The sequence below is a fragment of the Devosia sp. genome, assembly GCF_014860165.1.
Taxonomy (GTDB): Bacteria; Pseudomonadota; Alphaproteobacteria; order Rhizobiales; family Devosiaceae; genus Devosia.
Genome location: NZ_JACZKG010000017.1, coordinates 1 through 18004, shown reverse-complemented (window position 1 = coordinate 18004; position 18004 = coordinate 1). Strand labels below are relative to the sequence as shown.

The following is an 18004-nucleotide window of genomic DNA, read 5'->3' as shown; positions in this document are numbered from 1 at the left end:
GTCTGCTGGCAGACAATTGCAATTCCGGAGCCGTCCGATGAAGTTCATACCCGCTCTGGCCGCCCTGCTGATCGGCTTGGCAGCGCCAGCACTGGCGCAGACGCCGACCGATACGTGGAGCCACGCCTTCAACATGGAAGGCGAACCGAAATATCCCGCCGGCTACACCCATTTCGACTATGTCAATGTCGATGCCCCCAAGGGCGGCGTCGTACGCCAGGGCGCCATGGGCGGCTTCGACACCTTCAACCCCATCCTGCCCAAGGGCGATCCTGCCAGTGGCATCGGCCTCATCTACGAGACGCTGATGACGCCCAATCTGGACGAGATAAACACCTATTACGGGCTGCTGGCCGAGAGCTTCAAGATCGCCCCGGACTACGGCGCGGTGACCTTCCGCATGGATCCGGACGCGCGCTGGCACGACGGCGAACCCGTTACCGCCGAGGACGTGGTCTGGTCGTTCGAAAAGCTGATCGAGCTCAATCCCGACCGCAAGCAATACTATATCAACATCACCAAGGCCGAAGTGACCGCCCCCGGCGAGGTCACTTTCACCTTCGACCAGACCGGCAATCGCGAGCTGCCGCTCATCCTGGGCCAGTTGATGGTGCTGCCCCAGCATTGGTGGGAGGGCACCGATGCCAAGGGCAATGCCCGCAATATCGCCGAGTCGACGCTCGAGCCCCCGCTGGGCTCAGGCCCCTATCGGCTCGACAGCTTCGATGCCGGCCGCACGCTCATCTACAAGCGCGTCGAGGACTATTGGGGCAACGACCACCCGACTCAGGTCGGCCACAACAATTTCGACGAGTTCAGATACGAATATTTCCTCGATCTGACGGTGCAGTTCGAGGCCTTCAAGGGTGACCAGTTCGACTGGTGGTGGGAAAACACCGCACGCCGCTGGGCCACCGCCTATGATTTCCCTGCTGTCGCCGAGGGTCGTGTCGTCCTCGAACTCTTTCCGCAGGACTATGCCGGCTCCGGCATAGGGCTCGGTTTCGTCCCCAATCTGCGCCGCGAGAAATTCCAGGATATCCGTGTCCGCGAGGCGCTCAACTACGCCTTCGATTTCGAGGAGCTGAGCAACACCCTGTTCTTCAACCAGTACGAGCGCGTCGACAGCTACTTCTTCGGCCTGCCCTTCAAGGCCACCGGCCTGCCCGAGGGGGAAGAGCTCGAAGTGCTCAATTCGATCAAGGACCTGGTGCCGCCAACAGTCTTCACCGAACCCTACACCAACCCCGTCAGCGGCGACCCCGCCAAACTTCGCGAAAATCTGCGCACCGCTTTGCGCCTCTTCAACGAGGCCGGCTACACCCTCGACGGCAATCGCCTTGTCGATGCGACCGGCACCCAGTTCAGCTTCGAGATCCTGCTCAACGGACCCACCATCGAGCCGGTCGCAGCCAACCTCGTCACCAACCTGGCCCAGATCGGCGTCGCCGCCACCGTGCGCACCGTCGACAGCCCGCAATATATCAACCGCGCCCGCTCGTTCGATTTCGACGTGCTCTATACTGGCTGGACCCAGTCCTTCTCGCCGGGCAACGAGCAGCGCTTCTTCTTCGGCTCCGCCGCCGCCAATGAAGAAGGCAGCCAGAACTATGCCGGCATCGAGAATCCGGCCATCGATGCGCTGATCGACAAGCTGGTCGTCGCCGATGATCGCGACACCCAGACTGCCATCGCCAAGGCCATCGACCGCGTGCTGCTGCACAATCACTACATCGTGCCCAGCTACAGCCTGCGCAATTCCCGCATCGCCCGCTGGAACCGTTTCAGTCACCCCGAGACCCTGCCCGAATTCTCGAGCGGTTTCCCGACGATCTGGTGGTGGGACTCGGAGAAAGCGGCCAAGACGGGTGGGGCGAGCCAGTAGCGAGCTCATAGGACCGCTGCAGACGTCACCCGCCCACCAGACATCACCCTCGGGCTTGACCCGAGGGGCCTTCACTTGCTGAAGCGTTCGAAAAGTGCAGAGCCCTCGGGTCAAGCCCGAGGGTGACGATCCAGTTTGCCTGAGCCTATGGCACTAACCCCGTACCACCGCCCCTAATAATCCTTCTCATAGAACACGCCGAGGCTGGAATTCCCGTCCTGCCCCGCCGCACCAGTGACCTTGAGGTCGTCGGTCACATCCAGATTGATCGTCACCTTGCTCTGCCCGCCAGCGCCGGCCTGCACCCCCAGATAGACATTGTCCTGGATATAGGTCCCGGCCTGTACACCCACATTGCCCTTGTCGTCGGTGACGATATCGAGGTCGGCCAGCCCCGCCGCCCCGCGCAGGCTATCGACCAGCCCATTGCCGCCGCCGCCCACCAGTTCCGCCGCCGCGCCGGCCAGCTTGGCCAGTTGCAACGGCGACAACTCGCCCATCGAGCGGTTGAAGATCAGCCGGCTCAGCACTTCGTCCTGCGGCAGCATGGGGCTGGAGGTGAAGGTCACATTGATGTCGGAAGCGCGGCCCGAAACCGTGACGAAGACGGTGATGCCCTCGCCCTCGGTGCGTGCCACCAGGTTCAGGAACGGGTCGAGATCGCCCACCAGCGTCACCGTGCCGCTTTCGAACGTCACTCGTTGCCCCAGGATCGCCAGCCGCCCGCGATTGAGTGCGAACCCGCCGACCGGCTGGATATTGTTGACCGGCCCGGTAAGCCGCACCGAACCGCCGACTTCGGCATCCAGCCCGCGGCCGCGGATGAATATCTGGTTGGGGGCGCTGACATTGATATCGAGCACCAGCCCGGCCGGCCGCGTCTGCGGAATTGGCGCGCCAGTCCGGTCGTCGATCTTGGCACGAGCCAGCGTCTGCTCCACCGCGGGCGGCGCATTGACGTGATCGACATCGATCAGCTGCGCCCCGCCGCCGAAATTCTCGGGCACCGTGATATTGGCTTCTTCCACGAACACATCGCCGGACAGCAATGGCGAGCCGGTCAGATTGCCTGATAACGCCAGGTTGCCCGAGAGCGTGGCGACGAAGAGATTGCCATCGGCATAGCGCGCCGAATTGAGTGCGAGCCGGACATTGGCCGGAATGCCGCCACTGAGCCCGACCGACCCCGAGGCACTGACCGAACCGCCCGTGGCGAGGTTCCCCGAAAGGTTGTCGATGACGAGGTTGCTGCCATCAAGGCTGGCCGAGCCGCTGATGACCTGCAGCCGAAGATTAAGTTCCGGATCGACATAGCCCGCGCCACTGGTCGAGACGCGCCCGCCAAATTGCGGATTGGCGAGGCTGCCGCTGACCCGCGCATCCAGCGTCACCACGCCGCTCAACTGTCCGCCCCGCTCGGCGACGAAACGATTGGCCAGCACCAGCGGCGCCGAACCTGTCACCGCCACATCGAGCCCGCCGCCATCGAGCGGCACGGTGCCCGAGCCGCGCAGCGTCAGCCCGCCCGCGCCACTGGCCGACACCGCCGTCAGCGTCGCCCTGCCGTTGGCGAACGTGCCATTCGCTGTCGCGTCCAGTGGGGCGATGCCAAAGTCACGGATGGCTGCCGCATTGATCCCGGCGGCGCGCGCCTCGAAGCTGACCCGCGGGTCGCTGCCCGTGCCCGTGATGTTGGCCCGCCCATTGATCGTGCCGGCCAGGCCCAGATCGGGCGCCACCGCATTGGCGATCGAGAGCGGCAGGGCGTTGATCTCAAGATCAATGCTCAGCGTCTCACCCGCCGAGCCCGTCGCCGTGATCGAGCCCGAGCCGACATCGAAGCGCACCGCATCCAGCGCCACGGTCGAACCGCTGACCTGCACCACGGTCGGCTGCGCCAGGCGGGCCGAAAGCTGGCCCTGCTGCAGCTGCGCCCGGTCCAGCGCCAGGCGATAGCCCCGGTCAACCGGCGTCAGCGAGCCCGCAAAATCGATATCCGTCCCGGTCGCCAGCCTCGCCTGTGCGTCGAAAGCGGTCGTCTCGCCCGTCTGGGTCGCCGTCGCCGAGAGCTGTTCGATGTCGACGCCGGCCACCGACACGTCGCTGGCATTGGCCGCTCCATCGATGACAGGCACGCCAAACAGATCCCAAACCGTGGCGTTGATATCGGCCGACCCAACGCGTATGTCGTTGACCACCAGCCCACGCACGTCGCCACGTACCATCGCACCCTGCTTGCCCTCGGCCGGCGCCAGTGTCACCTCGGCATTGACCGCGCCCTCAGCGTCCAGCAAAGCAAAAGCCGCTGGCACCGACACGTCGGGCGACACAACCGTCAATCCGGCACCGATCAGCCCAGACAGTGTCACCCGCGTCAGCCCGCCGGTGATCCGCGTGCCCGCAGCCTGGAAATCGAGATTGGACAGCTTCTGATCACTCGGCGTCAGGCTCACATCGGCCGCCAGCGTCGTGCGGAATCCGTCCAGAGACCCGGCCCCAGCTATCTTGCCATCGAGCCGGTCGACATTGTAGCGCCCGACAAAGCCGACCTGGCCATCGCGCAGCACCCGCCCCGCCAGCGTTCCATCTGCCACGCTCGCATCGAAGTTGAGGTCGATGACATTGTCCTGTCCCTTGGCCGTCCCGACCACCTTGAGCGCGCCGCTTGCCTCTTCCGACAGCAGCGCCAGGTCTCTCAGATCAAGGGTGAAGCCAAAGTCCGCCAGGGCATTGGAATAGGTGCCGTCGGCCAGCAATTGTACCTGATCATTGGCGATGCGGAAATTCTCCGCCGTCAGCCCCGCCTCGCTGCGTGCGACGCGACCGGAAAGCTGCACACTTCCCGCCAGCAAGCCGTCGGCAAGCTGGTCGCCAATGGCAAGATTGCTGCCCGTACCATCCAGCGTCAGGTCGAACCCGCCGCTGAGCGGCTGAATGCCGCCGCTGGCCTCAAGCGTCAGCGCCCCGGCCAGATCGCGCCCCGCCAGCCCGGAGAATGGCGCAATGCTCGACGTTTCGAGCGCAATATCGCCGTTGAAATCGAGCCCATCGAGTTGCCCGGTCAGCGCCGCCGTCAGCGCCTGCCCCGCCACCCGGAACTCGGCCAGTTGCACCGGCTCGCCCGCATTCCACAGCCCGGCAATGCCGATGCCGATGCTCTCGCCCAGCGCCGCCTCGATCTCCTCGGAGCCGGAAATGCCCGACAGGGCACCATCGCCATTGAAGGTCAGCCGGCGCGTTGCCGGGTCGCTGAGGTTGGCCGCGACACCGCCCAGCGTCAGCGCCAGCGTGTCGGCGGCAAAGCCCGTCGTCTCGAAGCCGGCCATGTCGAGGGTCGCGGTCCAGTTCTCCTCGGCCTCGCCACCAAAGCCGATGGCCAGTTGCGTCGAGCCGACGCGCGTCGCATTGCCCGGCACAGGCAGCGTCACCTGCCCACCCGCGGGGTCGGCAATGACAGCGTTGAGGTCGAGCGTCCTGAGGAAATTGTCCGGCGTCGTCTCGGCCGCCGCTTCCAGCGACAGCTGCCCGCCGCTGAGCCGCAGTCCGGTGACGGAAACGCCGCCTTCGGAACGGATCAGCGCATTGGCCGTCAAGGCCGTTTCGGCGCCGAAGAACGGTCGATAGGGCTCGGCGATCAGTGTCGCCAGCGGTCCGCGCAGGTCGGCCGCAACCGAGATTCCGCCAGCCTGCTGGTTCAGTGTCGCCACGCCCGAAAGCGCGGTCTGCCCATTGGCCTGCAGGGATAGATCCGTGCGCAGGTCCGTCACCGGCCCGCTGCCATTGAGCGTCACCGTCATCGCCGGACGGTTCTCGATATTGAGCAGGTTGGCGATGAGCCCGTCCTCGGGCTCCACCAGCGATAGGCCCAGATCGATGCTGTTGTCCGCCTTGCGATAGGCGACATCCAGGCCAAGCGTACCGCCCGGTCCATCAAGCCTGACAATGTCGAGATTGGCGTCGAGATTGCCGCCATCGAGCGTCATCGCGCCTGCCAGCGAAATCTCCGAACCCAGTCCGAACACGCCTTCGCCGAAGGTCACCGACGGAATGCTGAGCTGCTCGAGAATGACCGCCACCGGCAATTCGGGCACCTGAAGGCCGCCGCTGGCCTCAGGCGCCGGCAGGTCCACCGCACCTTCGACCGGTACGGCATTGCGGATATAGTCAATCGAGTCGGCCGTGAGCGAACGAACCTCCAGCCGGCCGCCAAACAACGCCGCCTGGTTCCAGCTCAACCGCGCATTGTTGATGCGCAGCCAGACACCCTCGGCATCGGAAATGGTGATCTCGCGGATCCCTACATCCGAACCGAGCGCGCCCTCGATATTGCTGAGCCGTATCTGTCGCTCAGGCGTCGACAGCCGATCCTGGACGAAATTGGTCAGCCAGTCCTTCTGCTCCTCATTGTCCATCGTCAGGACATCCTGCACGTCCTGCGCGACGAGGACGGCCGGCACGGCGATGCCACAACCGACAAGGATCAGGATCAGCACGGCGAACCGTCGAGCGAGGGGAAGAAACCTGGCCATCAGAATGCCTGCCCTATGCCGACATAGAGCGCATAGTCGGGGTCGCCCGCGCGCTTGTTGAGCGGCACCGCGACATCAAGCCGGATGGGTCCGAGCCCGGTATAGTAGCGCACGCCCACGCCGGCCCCCAGCCGCAGGTCGGTCAGGGCCGGGAACACGTCGGCGGCCACATAGCCGCCATCGAGGAAACCGACCACGCCGATATCGTCGGTGACCTTGGCCCGCGCCTCGATCGAGCCTTCAAGCAGATAGCGCCCGCCCGTAATCACCCCAGCGCCATTGTCCACCCCGATGGATTTGAACGCATAGCCGCGCACTGAGCCGCCACCGCCGGCAAAGAACAGCTTGTCGGGCGGGATTTCGGCCAGGCTCGGTCCGAGCACGAGGCCCGCCCTGAGCCGCCCCGCCAGCACGAACGGATCATCCTCGCCAAAGCCGAAATAGGTGCGCCCCTCGACCGTCAGCTTGGCGCCAGCTTTGCCGTAGTTGAGCTCATAGAACGGCTCCAGGTTCACCTGGCCGTACCAACCCTGGGTGGGGTCGACACTGTCGTCGCGGAAATCCAGCACGGCCCCGCCATAGAGCCCGACTGTCTTGAAGTCCCGCGTGCCGAACGCGTCATCAAAGCGATTGATCTCGAACTGCGCGCCACCCTCGAGCGTGATCTGGTCCGACAGAATATGGGTCAGCCCCACCCGCCCGCTCGCCGAGGTCTCGGTGAAGGTCGGGTAGATCGTCCGCTCCGCTGAAACGGCGGCGACGAGATCCGTATCGGGCGTGAAGATACCCGGCTTGGTGAAGGTGCCGCCGAAGAAATAGTCGAACTGCGCCGTATCGATGGGAAAGCCGATGCTGGCCACTCGCGCGTCGAGCCGCAGCCGCTCGGCCTGCCCGAACAGGTTCCGCCACAGGTGGAAGGCTTCAAGCCCCAGCCCATCTACGCTCGAATAGTTCGCGCCCACGCCGAAGCGCCGCCCCGGCAGTTCCTGCACGATCAGGTTATAGGGCAGCAGCCCATCGGCTCCCACCGACCCGGCCGCCTCCAGCCGCGCCGCCCGGAACACTTCGAGCCGGTCGAGTCTCTTTTGCGCCCGCTCCAGCTCGTCGGGGTCATATTCTTCACCCGGCGTCAGCCCGGTCTGCCGCGCCAGGAATTCCGGATCGAGCGTTTCCGCGCCCGTCACCGTCACCGCGCCGAATGCCGCCTTGGGCCCCGGATTGACCGTGATGGTCACGTCCACCGATGTCGTCGCATGGTCGGCGACCACGTCGCGCGTCACGATCTCGGCCTTGGCATAGCCCTGCTGCCGCCAGGCCTCCAGCGCCAGTTGCTCGGCCTTGAGGATCACCGACGATCTGGCGATCTCACCGACGCCGAAGCCGGCATTGGCCGGCGGCTCCACCTGGTCATAGGGGTCGGACGTCGGCAGCGCTTGGTTGACGATATTGACACTGTTGAAGCGGAATAGCGGGCCGGGATCGACCACGATGGCCACGTCCACCGGATCGGGCAGGTCGACATCCGGCGCCAGGCTCGAAGCCTCGACACCGCCCACACGGATCGACGCCGCGCCGCCATAATAGCCTTCATTGTAGAGCGCGGCGACGATGCGCCGATAATCGCCCCGGGCCTTGGCCCGCAGCCCCGCCGCGCCCGAAGCCGGCTCGTTCTGGTCGGCCACCAGCGCCGAAGCATTGCGCACCGCGCTTTCGACCGCGCCGACGGCATTGACGGTGATGACGACCGTGTAGGGCTGCGGATCGGCGATGACCGCCTCGGCATCCTCGGCGCTCTGGTCCTCGAACAGCTTGAGGCCGAAAATCTCGAAGGCAGCAACCGGCGTCGTGGCGGGGCCAACGATGGCCGCGGCAACGCACAAGGCGCAGATACTCGTTACCAGACGCGCGATTTGCAGTGACCCGTTCCCGCCCGTTACGCTTCAACCACTTGAGGCAGAAGCAGAAGTTTGCCCTCGGGACGGAAAGATTCCGTTAAGTCTCTCTGCCCCACCGCACCGACGCTAGCACCCGTCAAACAGGCGTTCATTTCATGGCGAGTTTAGGGCCGCCTCGGGGCGGGAACAACCTTCCATGGCTTTTGTCCGAGTCGGAGGGCCTGGTCGTGGCAGATGGGCAACGCAAGCCTGTCCTCTCCCCTTGAGGGAGAAGTGGACCTACTCCCGCGCCAGCGCTTCCACCGGGTCCATCCGCGCCGCCGAGCGCGCCGGCATGAAGCCGAACACCACGCCGATCAGGCTTGCCGAGGCGATCGCGATCATGATCGACTCCGCCGAATAGCTGACCCGCGCCCCCTCGACCAGCGCCGTCAGCAGGCTTCCGAGCCCAAAGCTCAGCGCCACGCCCGCCGCGCCGCCGACAAAGCAGACCAGCACCGCCTCGATGAGGAATTGGCGCAGGATATCGCCGCGCCGCGCCCCCACCGCCATGCGGATGCCGATCTCCTTGGTGCGCTCGGAGACGCTCACCAGCATGATGTTCATCACCCCGATGCCGCCCACCACCAGCGAGATGACCGCAATGGTCGAGATCAGTAGCGTCAGCGTCGCTGCCGTCGATTCGATCGTGTCGCGTATGGTGGCGGTGTTCTGCAGGAAGAAATCGGTCTTGCCGTCATGCAGCCGCGTCAGCAGATCGGTGATCTCTGCCTCGGTGTCTTCCATGTCGGCATCATCGCTTACCCGCACGGCAATGGAGCCCAGAAACGACTGGCCCAGGATACGGTCCATCGCGGTCGTATAAGGCACATAGACATTGGCGCTGTTGCCACCCGGTCCGAAGCCGGTGACGTTCTCGACCACGCCAATCACCCGCACCGGTACCCGACCGAGCATGATCACCTGCCCGATCGGGTCCTCGCCATTGATGAAGAAGGCATCACGCGCATTGCCGTCGATCACTGCCTCCTGCGTCCGCTGCGTGACGCTGGCCGCATTGAAGCCAACGCCGGCGGTGAACGTGCGCCCGTTGACCTGAAAATACTCGTCGCCCACCCCCGTGACCGTGGCATTGGACGACGTATTGCGGAACAGCACCGTGGCGTTGGAGCTAACCTGGGGCGAAACGCTATCGGCATAGGGCTGGCTGGCAATGGCTTCCGCATCAGACGGCAGCAGCGTCTGGATGCGGTTGCTGCGCCGGTCCCCGAAGCCGGTGCCCGGATAGATATTGATCGTATTGGTACCGATCGAGGCGATGTTTTCCAGCACCGTCTGCTGGCTGCCCTGGCCCAGGGCCACCACGCTTACTACCGAGGCAATGCCGATGATGATGCCGAGCATGGTCAGGAACGTCCGCAGCTTGTGCGCCACCATGGCCCGCAGCGCCATGCGCAAGGCCTCGAGCCCGCGATCGAGCCCTTCGCGCCAGCGCGCTATCCTGCGGATCGTCTCCCTCATCCGGTCGACCCGCGTATCCTCACCCGTCCGCCGGTCGGCAATGATGACGCCGTCGGAAATCTCGATCACCCGCTCGGTCTGCGCCGCAATCAGCGGATCATGCGTTACGATGATAATCGTGTGTCCGTCGCGATGCAGCTCGGCCAGCAGCGCCATCAGCTCCTTGCCGCTCTTGCTGTCGAGCGCACCGGTGGGCTCGTCGGCCAGGATCACCTCGCCGCCATTCATCAGCGCCCGCGCCACGCTGACCCGCTGCTGCTGGCCGCCCGACAGGGCATTGGGCCGGTGGCTCAGCCGCTCGCCCAGCCCCAGCCGCGTCAGCAGGTCGATCGCCCGCTTGCGCCGCGCCCCACCATCCACACCGGAATAGATGGCCGGCATTTCCACATTCTCGACCGCGTCGAGATCGGCCAGCAGCTGATAGCGCTGGAAGATGAAGCCGAAATGCTCCCGGCGCAGCTCCGCCAGCGCATCGGGCCCCAGCCTGCCCACCTCGCGCCCGGCAAAGGTGTAGGTGCCCGCGCTGGCTCGATCCAGGCACCCCAGGATGTTCATCAGCGTCGACTTGCCCGAGCCCGACTGGCCCATGATGGCGACCAGCTCGCCCCTGTATATGTCGAGATCGACATCCCTGAGCACCGTCACGGTCTCCGCCCCGGTCTGGAATCGTCGGGTCAGCCCGCGCAGGGAAATGATGGGATCGGTCATGCGCTAGCCGCCCAGGCGCATGCCGGGGCCGCCCAGGCGCATCCCGGGTGGCGGCCCGCCCGGCTGTCCGGCTGGCCGCGCCAGCACCGCGCCGCCACTGACCACCTGCTCGCCTTCGCTCAGCCCGCTCCTGATCTCGGCCATGACATTGTTGTTGAGCCCCACCTCGATCCGCCGTGGCGTGATCGTCTCGGTCGTCGGGTCATAGACCGGCACGACCACATTGCCCTGCGGGTCCTTGCGCGAAACCAGGCCCGAGGACAGCAGCAGCGCATCCGTGACCTCGTCCAGCACGATGGTCACCTGCGCTGTCATCGAGATGCGCAGCTTGTGATCGGGGTTGGGCACGTCGAACAGGCCATTGTAATAGACCGCGCTGTCGGCCGCGGCCGCGTCCGAACCGATCGAGGTTGGCGCCGGCTCCACTTCACGCAGCGTCGCATCGATCTTGACCTCCGGCTCGCCCAGAATGGTGAAATAGACCCGCTGCCCCGCCTGCACGCGCACCACATCTGCCTCGGAAATCTCGGCCTTGATCACCATCGTGTCGAGATCGGCGATCTTGACGATGGTGGGAATGGTCGAGTTGGCGTTCACGGTCTGGCCCTCGTCGACCAGCACGGCGACGATGGTCCCATCGCTGGGCGCCACGATCCTGGTGCGGGCCAGGTCGAGTTCGGCCGATTCCACGCTGAGTTGGGATTGCGCGATCTGCGCATCCAGCTGGTCGATCTGCGCCTGCGCCGAATCGACCGCCGCCTGCGCTGTTTCGAGGTCGGTCTGCGACACCAGGCTATTGGCGCTGAGCTGTTGGTTGCGCGCCAGCGCGGCCTGCGCCTTGACCAGGGTGGCCTGCTGGCTGCGCTTCTGCGCCTCGATGCCGGCAAGCACGGCCTGCGCCGTCTTGACCGCGTTTTCCTGGTCGAGGCTGTCGATCTCGACGATCAGGTCGCCCTTCTTGACGTCCTGTCCCAGCGCCACATGCACCGCCTCGATGCGACCGCTGACCTCGGCTCCCACGCTGACCAGCGAATTGGCCTCGAGCACCCCCGAGGCCAGCACCGTGCGCTCGATATCGCCGCGCGTCACCGCCACGGTATTGGGCACGGTGGCCGCCTGCGGCGCCGCGAGGAAATACCACCACGCCCCCAGCCCCACGCCTCCGAGCAGCACCAGCCCCACCAGCCACTTCACCAACGTCTTCAAGCCGCAAATCCCGCAAAAATCATTTGGCAGCAGGATAATACGTCCGCTCCCCTGGTTCACGTTAGGACTTGGTAAGGTTTGGAAAGGTTGGCGTTGCGCTTGTGGTCAGGCCGCTTCACAGGCTGATATGCTTGGCCACACACAATGACTGTCCGAAAGAATTCCACGCACCCGACCCGGTTGACCGCACCACCCCGTCCGGTCCACCCTGCGCGTCTCCCCGACCATCAGGACTTTCCCAATGTACCAGCTGCTCGATCCCAGCCGCTTTGTCGTCTTCATCACCGGCGCGACATCAGGCTTCGGCGCCGCCGCCGCCCGCCGCTACGTTGCCGCCGGCGGCAAGGTGATCGCGACGGGACGCCGCAAGGATCGGCTGGTCGAGCTGCAAGCCGAACTCGGCGCCGCCAGTTGCCACATTGCCGAGCTCGACGTCCGCGACCGGGCCGCTATCGACGCCACCATTGCCGCGCTCCCCGCCCCCTTCGACCAGATCAACATTGTGCTCGCCAATGCCGGCCTCGCCCTCGGCCTCCAGCCCGCGGCCGAAACCGACATCACCGATTGGGAAACGATGATCGCAACCAACGTGACCGGCCTGGCCTACACGGTCCGCGCCCTGCTGCCAGGCCTCATCGCCAGGGGCGGCGGTCATATCGTGACGCTCGGCTCGGTGGCCGGGGACTATCCCTATCCAGGCGGCTCGGTCTATGGCGCCACCAAGGCCTTCGTGAAGCAGTTTGCCCTCAACATCCGTTCGGACGTCCAGGGCAAGAATGTGCGGGTCACCAACATCGAGCCGGGCCTCACCGAGACCGAATTCTCGCTGGTCCGCTTCAAGGGCGACGAGGGTAAGGCCGCCAAGCCCTATGAAGGGACCAAGGCCATGAACGCCGATGATATCGCCGAGTCGATCTTCTGGGCCACGTCTTTGCCCGCCCATGTCAACGTCAACCGATTGCAGTTGATGGCGACGACGCAGGCCTTCGGACCGTTCGATATCCATCGCGGAAGTTAAGGTTTCGGCAACTATACTGTTGATCCAGAAGTCCTGGCGCCATCATATGCGGGCATGAGGGGAAACACCACGACACCCGGCCTGCTGATGGCCGCCGTAACACTGCTCTGCGTGGCGACATTCGTCGTCGTGGCCGTGTTCGCAACGTCCATTCCCCGTCTGGGCGTCAAGCTGTCGCCCGGTCCCTTGCAGGACGGAGTCTTCATCGTCGGCGTAGATCCCTCCGCAAGCTTCGAAGGGCCTGCCTTCACCCTGCCTGCGGAACTCGTGGCCATTGGCGCGGCGCCCCCGGCGGCAGGCCGGCCTGCCGATTGGCCCGAGCCGGTGCCGGTCGAGGCCGCAGACCTGATCCCCGAGGCCGACACGCTCGAGACCTATCCGGCTCTGCGCCGGTTCCTCGACCGGCAGCAGCAGCTCTACGACGTGCTCAATCAGGACCGGGTCGAACTGCACCTGCGCCACCTCGTCACCGGTGAAACCTACACCGTCATCGGCACCCCCGCGGGCTATCCGATCTGGCGACTGCCGGATGGCTTCTGGGTACAATTGCTCACCGGCATTGCCAGCATGCTGATTGCCGGCTGGGTCTGGGCGCTGCGCCCGCGCAGCCTGGGCCCGGCCTTCTTCGCCATCACCGCCATTGGAATGCTGATGGCCACCGCGACGCTGGCCATCTATGCCAATCGCGAACTGGCCATCGAGGCGACCCTGTTCCGCGCCTTGATACCCATCAACCACATCGGCACCATGCTGTTCGGCATCGCCATGGTGGCCCTGCTGCTCACATATCCGCGTCGGATCGTGCCGCCCGCCTGGCTGCTTGTATTGCCGGTGCTTGTTGGAGCCTTCATCGTCGCCGACCTCAATGAGCTGGGCTCGGGCCCGTCGCAGCTCTATATCGGTGTCGCGCTGCTCATGCTCGCCATCCTGGTCGCTATCGGCCTGCAGTGGTGGCACACTCGCAACCGGCCGTCCGACCGTGCGGCGCTGGGTTGGCTCGGCCTGTCCGTGGTGGCCGGTTCAGGGGCATATACCATCCTCGGCGCCGCCCCTGTCCTGCTCGGCATTCCGTTCGGCCTGCCCCAGAGCCACGTCACCGGCGTGCTGATCGTCATCTATGTCGGCCTGGCGCTGGGGCTCAGCCGCTACCGGCTGTTCGAGCTGGGCGACTGGGCCTACCGCGTCCTGTTCTATACCTTTGGCGCCGTGCTGCTGCTGGTTATCGATGCCGGGCTCATCTTCCTGCTTCAGTTCGAAACCGCCCCGGCACTCGGTGTCTCCCTGCTGCTGGTCGGCTTTGTCTATCTGCCGGCGCGCGACTGGATCTGGCGCCGCCTCACCACACGCCGCCGCATCGAGCAGGACGAACTGTTTTCCGCCGCGCTGGAAATCGCCTTTGCCCCCTCGCCGGCGGCCGGCGCCCGCGAATGGCGAGCCCTGCTGCAACGCCTGTTCGACCCGCTCGAAATCGAGGAGATCGAATCCCCGGCGACGGCGCCCGCAGTCAGCGCTGACGGGCTCCTGCTCGAACTGCCCGCCGTGGGCGGCTCCCCGCCCCTGCGCGTCATCTATCCCTTTGCCGGCCGCGGCCTCTTTTCGCCCAATCATCTCAAGCTCGCCAACAATCTCGTCGCCCTCACCGTGCGCGCGGAGGAAGGTCGTGAGGCCTATATGCGCGGCGTCGGCGAAGAGCGTCGCCGCATGGCGCGGGACCTGCACGACGATGTCGGCGCCCGGCTGCTGACCGGGCTGCACACCGCCGACGAAACCACCCGCCCCACCCTGCAGGCGGCGCTGAGCGACATCCGCGCCATCGTCAGCGGCCTCTCGGGTGAAGAGGCCAGCCTCGATCGCGTGCTCGCCGAAACGCGTCACGAAGCGGCGCGCCGGCTCGAGGCCGCTGAAATCGCACTCGACTGGCCGCTGCCTGAGACCGAGGTCGAGGCCATCCAGCTCGACTATCGCCTGCACAAGGCGCTGACATCGGCCGTGCGCGAAATCGTCTCCAATGCCATCCGCCATTCCGGCGCCAGCCGCTTCACCGTCACCCCCACTCTGTCCCCGGGACACCTGGCCCTGCGCTTCACCGATGACGGCAGCGGCATTCCGGCGGAGGCCCTGTCAGGCGAGACCGCCGGCTTCGGCCTGCGCAACCTGCGCCACCGCATCGAGGATATCGGCGGCCACCTGGTGCTGGCGGCCCAGACCGACGGGACCAGCATCACCCTCGATATTCCCCTCGTCCTCACCGCCCGCCCCCCGGAACCGGGGGTGCTGGAACCGGCAGTTCGGCTTAACTCACCGGCATGACTGTCGACCCAACCCCGCCCCGCCTGTGCCTGCTGATCGAGGACCAACCGCGCACCCGTGACTGGATGCTGGCGGTGCTGGCTTCCGCCTTCCCCGACCTGCGCATTGAAACCGCAGGCACGCTCAAATCCGCCCATTCCTGGCTCGACCGCCATGGCACCGGGCTCTGGCTCGCCATCGTCGATATCGGCCTGCCCGACGGCTCGGGCATCGACATTATCAACCGCCTGCAGCGCGAATATCCCGATGTGCTGCCAGTAGTCGCCACCATCTACGATGACGACGCCCATCTGTTCGAGGCGATTGCCGCCGGCGCCCGCGGCTATGTGCTGAAGGACGAGGAAGCCGACCTGCTCGTCAACTACCTTCGCCGCATCGAGCGCGGCGAACCGCCCCTCTCACCCTCCATCGCCCACCGCATGCTGAGCCACTTCCGTGCCCCGGCCGTCGTCAAGGACGAAGCCGGCCTCAGCCCGCGCGAAACCGAGGTGCTGACGCTGCTGGCGCGCGGCCTCACCGTCTCCGAAGCCGCATCCCGCCTCGGCCTGCAGCCGCAGACCGTGGCGTCCTATGTCAAGGTCATCTACCAGAAGCTCTGCGTCACCAGCCGCGCCGAGGCCACCCGCGAGGCGGTGCGGCGCGGCCTCGCGTGATCTAGAGCCCGAGAAAACGCACCGTGTCTGGATCGACGGGGATGCCCTGGGCCTCGCGCTCAGCCATCCGGTCCCATTCCCGATCGCCCGGCGCCATCACCCGTTCCGCGCCATCACGCACCGCCGCCCCGCGCAGGCTGGCCAGGTACCGTGTGATCATCATGCCGAACAGCTCACGCCCCACGAACTTGGCCGGATCGATCACCAGCACGAAATGGCCCATATTGCGCGGCGTCGAGACATCCCCGCCGGGCCCGCCATACATCGGGATGAAATCGGTATCGAGCGTCGTGCCGGTAAGCAGCGCCGAAAACAGCGTCGCCACGCCAGCCAGGCCTGCGCCCTTGTAGCCGAAATCCGCCCCGCCCAGCGGCAGCAGCATTTCGGCCGCCTGCGGATCCGTGGTCGCCGCCCCATGCGTGTCGGCCGCCACCCCCTCGGGCAGTTGCAGGCCCAGCGAGCGATGCAGCAGCACCCGGTTCATCGGGATCGACGACGTCGCCATGTCGAGCAGCCACGGCCTGCTGTCGGGCACCGGCGCCGCAAAAGCCAGCGGATTGGTGCCGTGAAAGCGCGAGGCGCCGTCAAACAGCGCCACCATCGAATCGGTATTGGTGGTGGCAAAGGTCACATAGCCCTGCTCCGCTCCGGCCAGCGCATAGGCCCCCGCCGCCCCCAGATGGGAGGAATGGGCGATGCCCACCGCGCCCACGCCCGCCTGTCGCGCCAGTTCGATGCCCACCTCGACGGCCTTGTAGGCCGCGTAATGCCCCAGCCCATCATCGCCATCCACCATGGCGCTTCCCGCTGCGCGGATATCCACCCTCAGTTGCGGATCCCTGTTCAGCCGCCCGCCAGCCAGCATGGCGCAATAGTGCTCGGTCAGCCGCACGCCATGGCTGTCCACGCCCAGCGCCGAGGCATGCAGCATGGCCCGTGTCGCAGCCGCCAGCGAAGCCTCGCTGGCCCCCGCATTGCGCAGGGCGCCCGCCACCCTCTGCTCCAGAACCGCCGCCGGAAACCGCTTCGCCGAACTCTCCACCCGTGACCTCCGCAGACTCAATGGCTTACCTTAGCACCATGCCACCACCGCATGGGGCGTCCGCCAACTTTCCTCTTTCCCTCATCGCGCACCGGACTATGCTCATCCCAACAGTTGAGACCGCCCATGCCCACCATCGACCCCGTCACCCGCGACCTCTGGCAGGTCATTGCCGCCACCGATGAAATCGTGCCCGGCATAATCGAGACCACCCTGCTGCTCGATATCAGGATCGCCCTCACCCGCGACAGCGACGGCAACCCGGTCGTCTGGCGCCGGACCGACGAAGAGCAGGGTGATGAGATCGACACCGAAACCATCATCGATCGCCTGCCCGCCATCACCGGCTACGGCTATATCTGGACCAGCCTCGGCAGCCCGCCCGCTGCGCTCTTCCCCATCCCCGAATATGCCGAACCCGATCGCAAGAACATGAGTTGCGGCTCCATCGGCATCCATGTCTCCGCCCCCCGCGCGGTGGAGAACTTCCTCGACATGGGCCACTTTCCGTACGTCCACACCGACATCCTCGGCGCCGAGCCCCATACCGAGGTCAAGGAATATGACGTCGAGGTCTCCGAGGAGCGCGACGAGGTGCTGGCCACCAGATGCCGGTTCATCCAGCCGCGCGCCGCCAAGTCGGCCACCTCGGCCATGGAAGTCGAATACGTCTATCGCGTCCCCCACCCCTTCTGCTCGGTGCTCTACAAATCCTGCCCGGAGGACGAGAGCCGCCGCGATGTCATCGCCATTTTCCTCCAGCCCATGACCCAGGAGCGCTGCCGCGCCCACCTGCTGCAATCGATGATCGATTCCACCTCCACCATCACCGATCTCCGCCGCTTCCAGCAGACCATTTTCGGCCAGGACAAGCCCATCCTCGAAAACCAGTATCCCAAGCGGCTTCCCCTGGACCCCAGGTCCGAAACACCCATCCGCGCCGACAAATCCGCCATCGCCTACCGCCGCTGGCTGAGCCAGAAGGGCATTACCTATGGCGTGATCCCGGTGGCATCGTAGTAGACCTCATGGTGAGCCTGTCGAACCACGAGGTCTTGGCAATGAATGCGCAGCCATCGCTTCCCTCCCCCTTGTGGGGAGGGAATGAGGGTGGGGGTGAGCCACACCCACCGCGTTCGCGGCGCCACCCCTCCCCAACCCTCTCAGATCGCGTTGCCCCGTACGCCAGGGTAGCGAGCAGCAAGTTTCAGATCGTGGCGCGATCCCAGTCCATCGC

10 protein-coding genes are annotated in these 18004 nt (G+C 65.6%); 5 read left to right on the top strand and 5 right to left on the bottom strand.

Annotated elements, in window-relative coordinates; genetic code table 11:
• Positions 1-37: 37 nt before the first annotated feature.
• Positions 38-1885: an extracellular solute-binding protein gene (locus IH615_RS04440; protein WP_291360148.1), complete on the top strand. Its 1848-nt coding sequence runs from the start codon at positions 38-40 to the stop codon at positions 1883-1885.
• A gap of 173 nt (positions 1886-2058) precedes the next feature.
• Here IH615_RS04440 and IH615_RS04435 read toward each other — a convergent pair whose 3' ends face one another.
• From IH615_RS04435 to IH615_RS04420, 4 genes are all read right to left on the bottom strand, one after another.
• Positions 2059-6414: a translocation/assembly module TamB domain-containing protein gene (locus tag IH615_RS04435; RefSeq protein WP_291360146.1), complete on the bottom strand. Its 4356-nt coding sequence runs from the start codon at positions 6412-6414 to the stop codon at positions 2059-2061.
• The gene (locus IH615_RS04430; protein ID WP_291360145.1) at positions 6414-8294 is read right to left on the bottom strand and encodes an autotransporter assembly complex family protein; all 1881 of its coding nucleotides are present in this window, start codon (positions 8292-8294) and stop codon (positions 6414-6416) included. Before IH615_RS04430 ends, IH615_RS04435 begins: the two co-directional genes overlap by 1 nt.
• A 294-nt stretch (positions 8295-8588) precedes the next feature.
• Positions 8589-10538, bottom strand: a complete 1950-nt coding sequence (locus IH615_RS04425) for a MacB family efflux pump subunit (protein ID WP_291360144.1) — start codon at positions 10536-10538, stop codon at positions 8589-8591.
• A gap of 3 nt (positions 10539-10541) precedes the next feature.
• Positions 10542-11744, bottom strand: coding sequence for an efflux RND transporter periplasmic adaptor subunit (locus IH615_RS04420; RefSeq protein ID WP_291360143.1), 1203 nt, complete (start codon positions 11742-11744; stop codon positions 10542-10544).
• A gap of 241 nt (positions 11745-11985) precedes the next feature.
• On the opposite strand from IH615_RS04420, the gene IH615_RS04415 reads away from it, so the two are divergent.
• The 3 genes from IH615_RS04415 to IH615_RS04405 are packed head-to-tail and all read left to right on the top strand — an operon-like array spanning position 11986 to position 15725.
• Positions 11986-12762 carry an SDR family NAD(P)-dependent oxidoreductase gene (locus IH615_RS04415; RefSeq protein WP_291360142.1) on the top strand — a complete coding sequence of 259 codons (777 nt, stop codon included), beginning with the start codon at positions 11986-11988 and terminating at the stop codon, positions 12760-12762.
• Between the two features lie 54 nt (positions 12763-12816).
• Positions 12817-15072, top strand: a complete 2256-nt coding sequence (locus IH615_RS04410) for an ATP-binding protein (protein WP_291360141.1) — start codon at positions 12817-12819, stop codon at positions 15070-15072.
• Positions 15069-15725, top strand: coding sequence for a response regulator transcription factor (locus IH615_RS04405; RefSeq protein ID WP_291360140.1), 657 nt, complete (start codon positions 15069-15071; stop codon positions 15723-15725). Before IH615_RS04410 ends, IH615_RS04405 begins: the two co-directional genes overlap by 4 nt.
• 1 nt (position 15726) lies before the next feature.
• Here IH615_RS04405 and IH615_RS04400 read toward each other — a convergent pair whose 3' ends face one another.
• On the bottom strand, positions 15727-16767 hold the full coding sequence (locus IH615_RS04400; protein WP_291360139.1) for an Ldh family oxidoreductase: 1041 nt from the start codon (positions 16765-16767) through the stop codon (positions 15727-15729).
• A gap of 126 nt (positions 16768-16893) precedes the next feature.
• Here IH615_RS04400 and IH615_RS04395 point away from each other — a divergent pair, with 126 nt between their 5' ends.
• Positions 16894-17787, top strand: coding sequence for an aromatic ring-hydroxylating dioxygenase subunit alpha (locus tag IH615_RS04395; protein ID WP_291360137.1), 894 nt, complete (start codon positions 16894-16896; stop codon positions 17785-17787).
• The last annotated feature ends 217 nt before the right edge of the window (positions 17788-18004 follow it).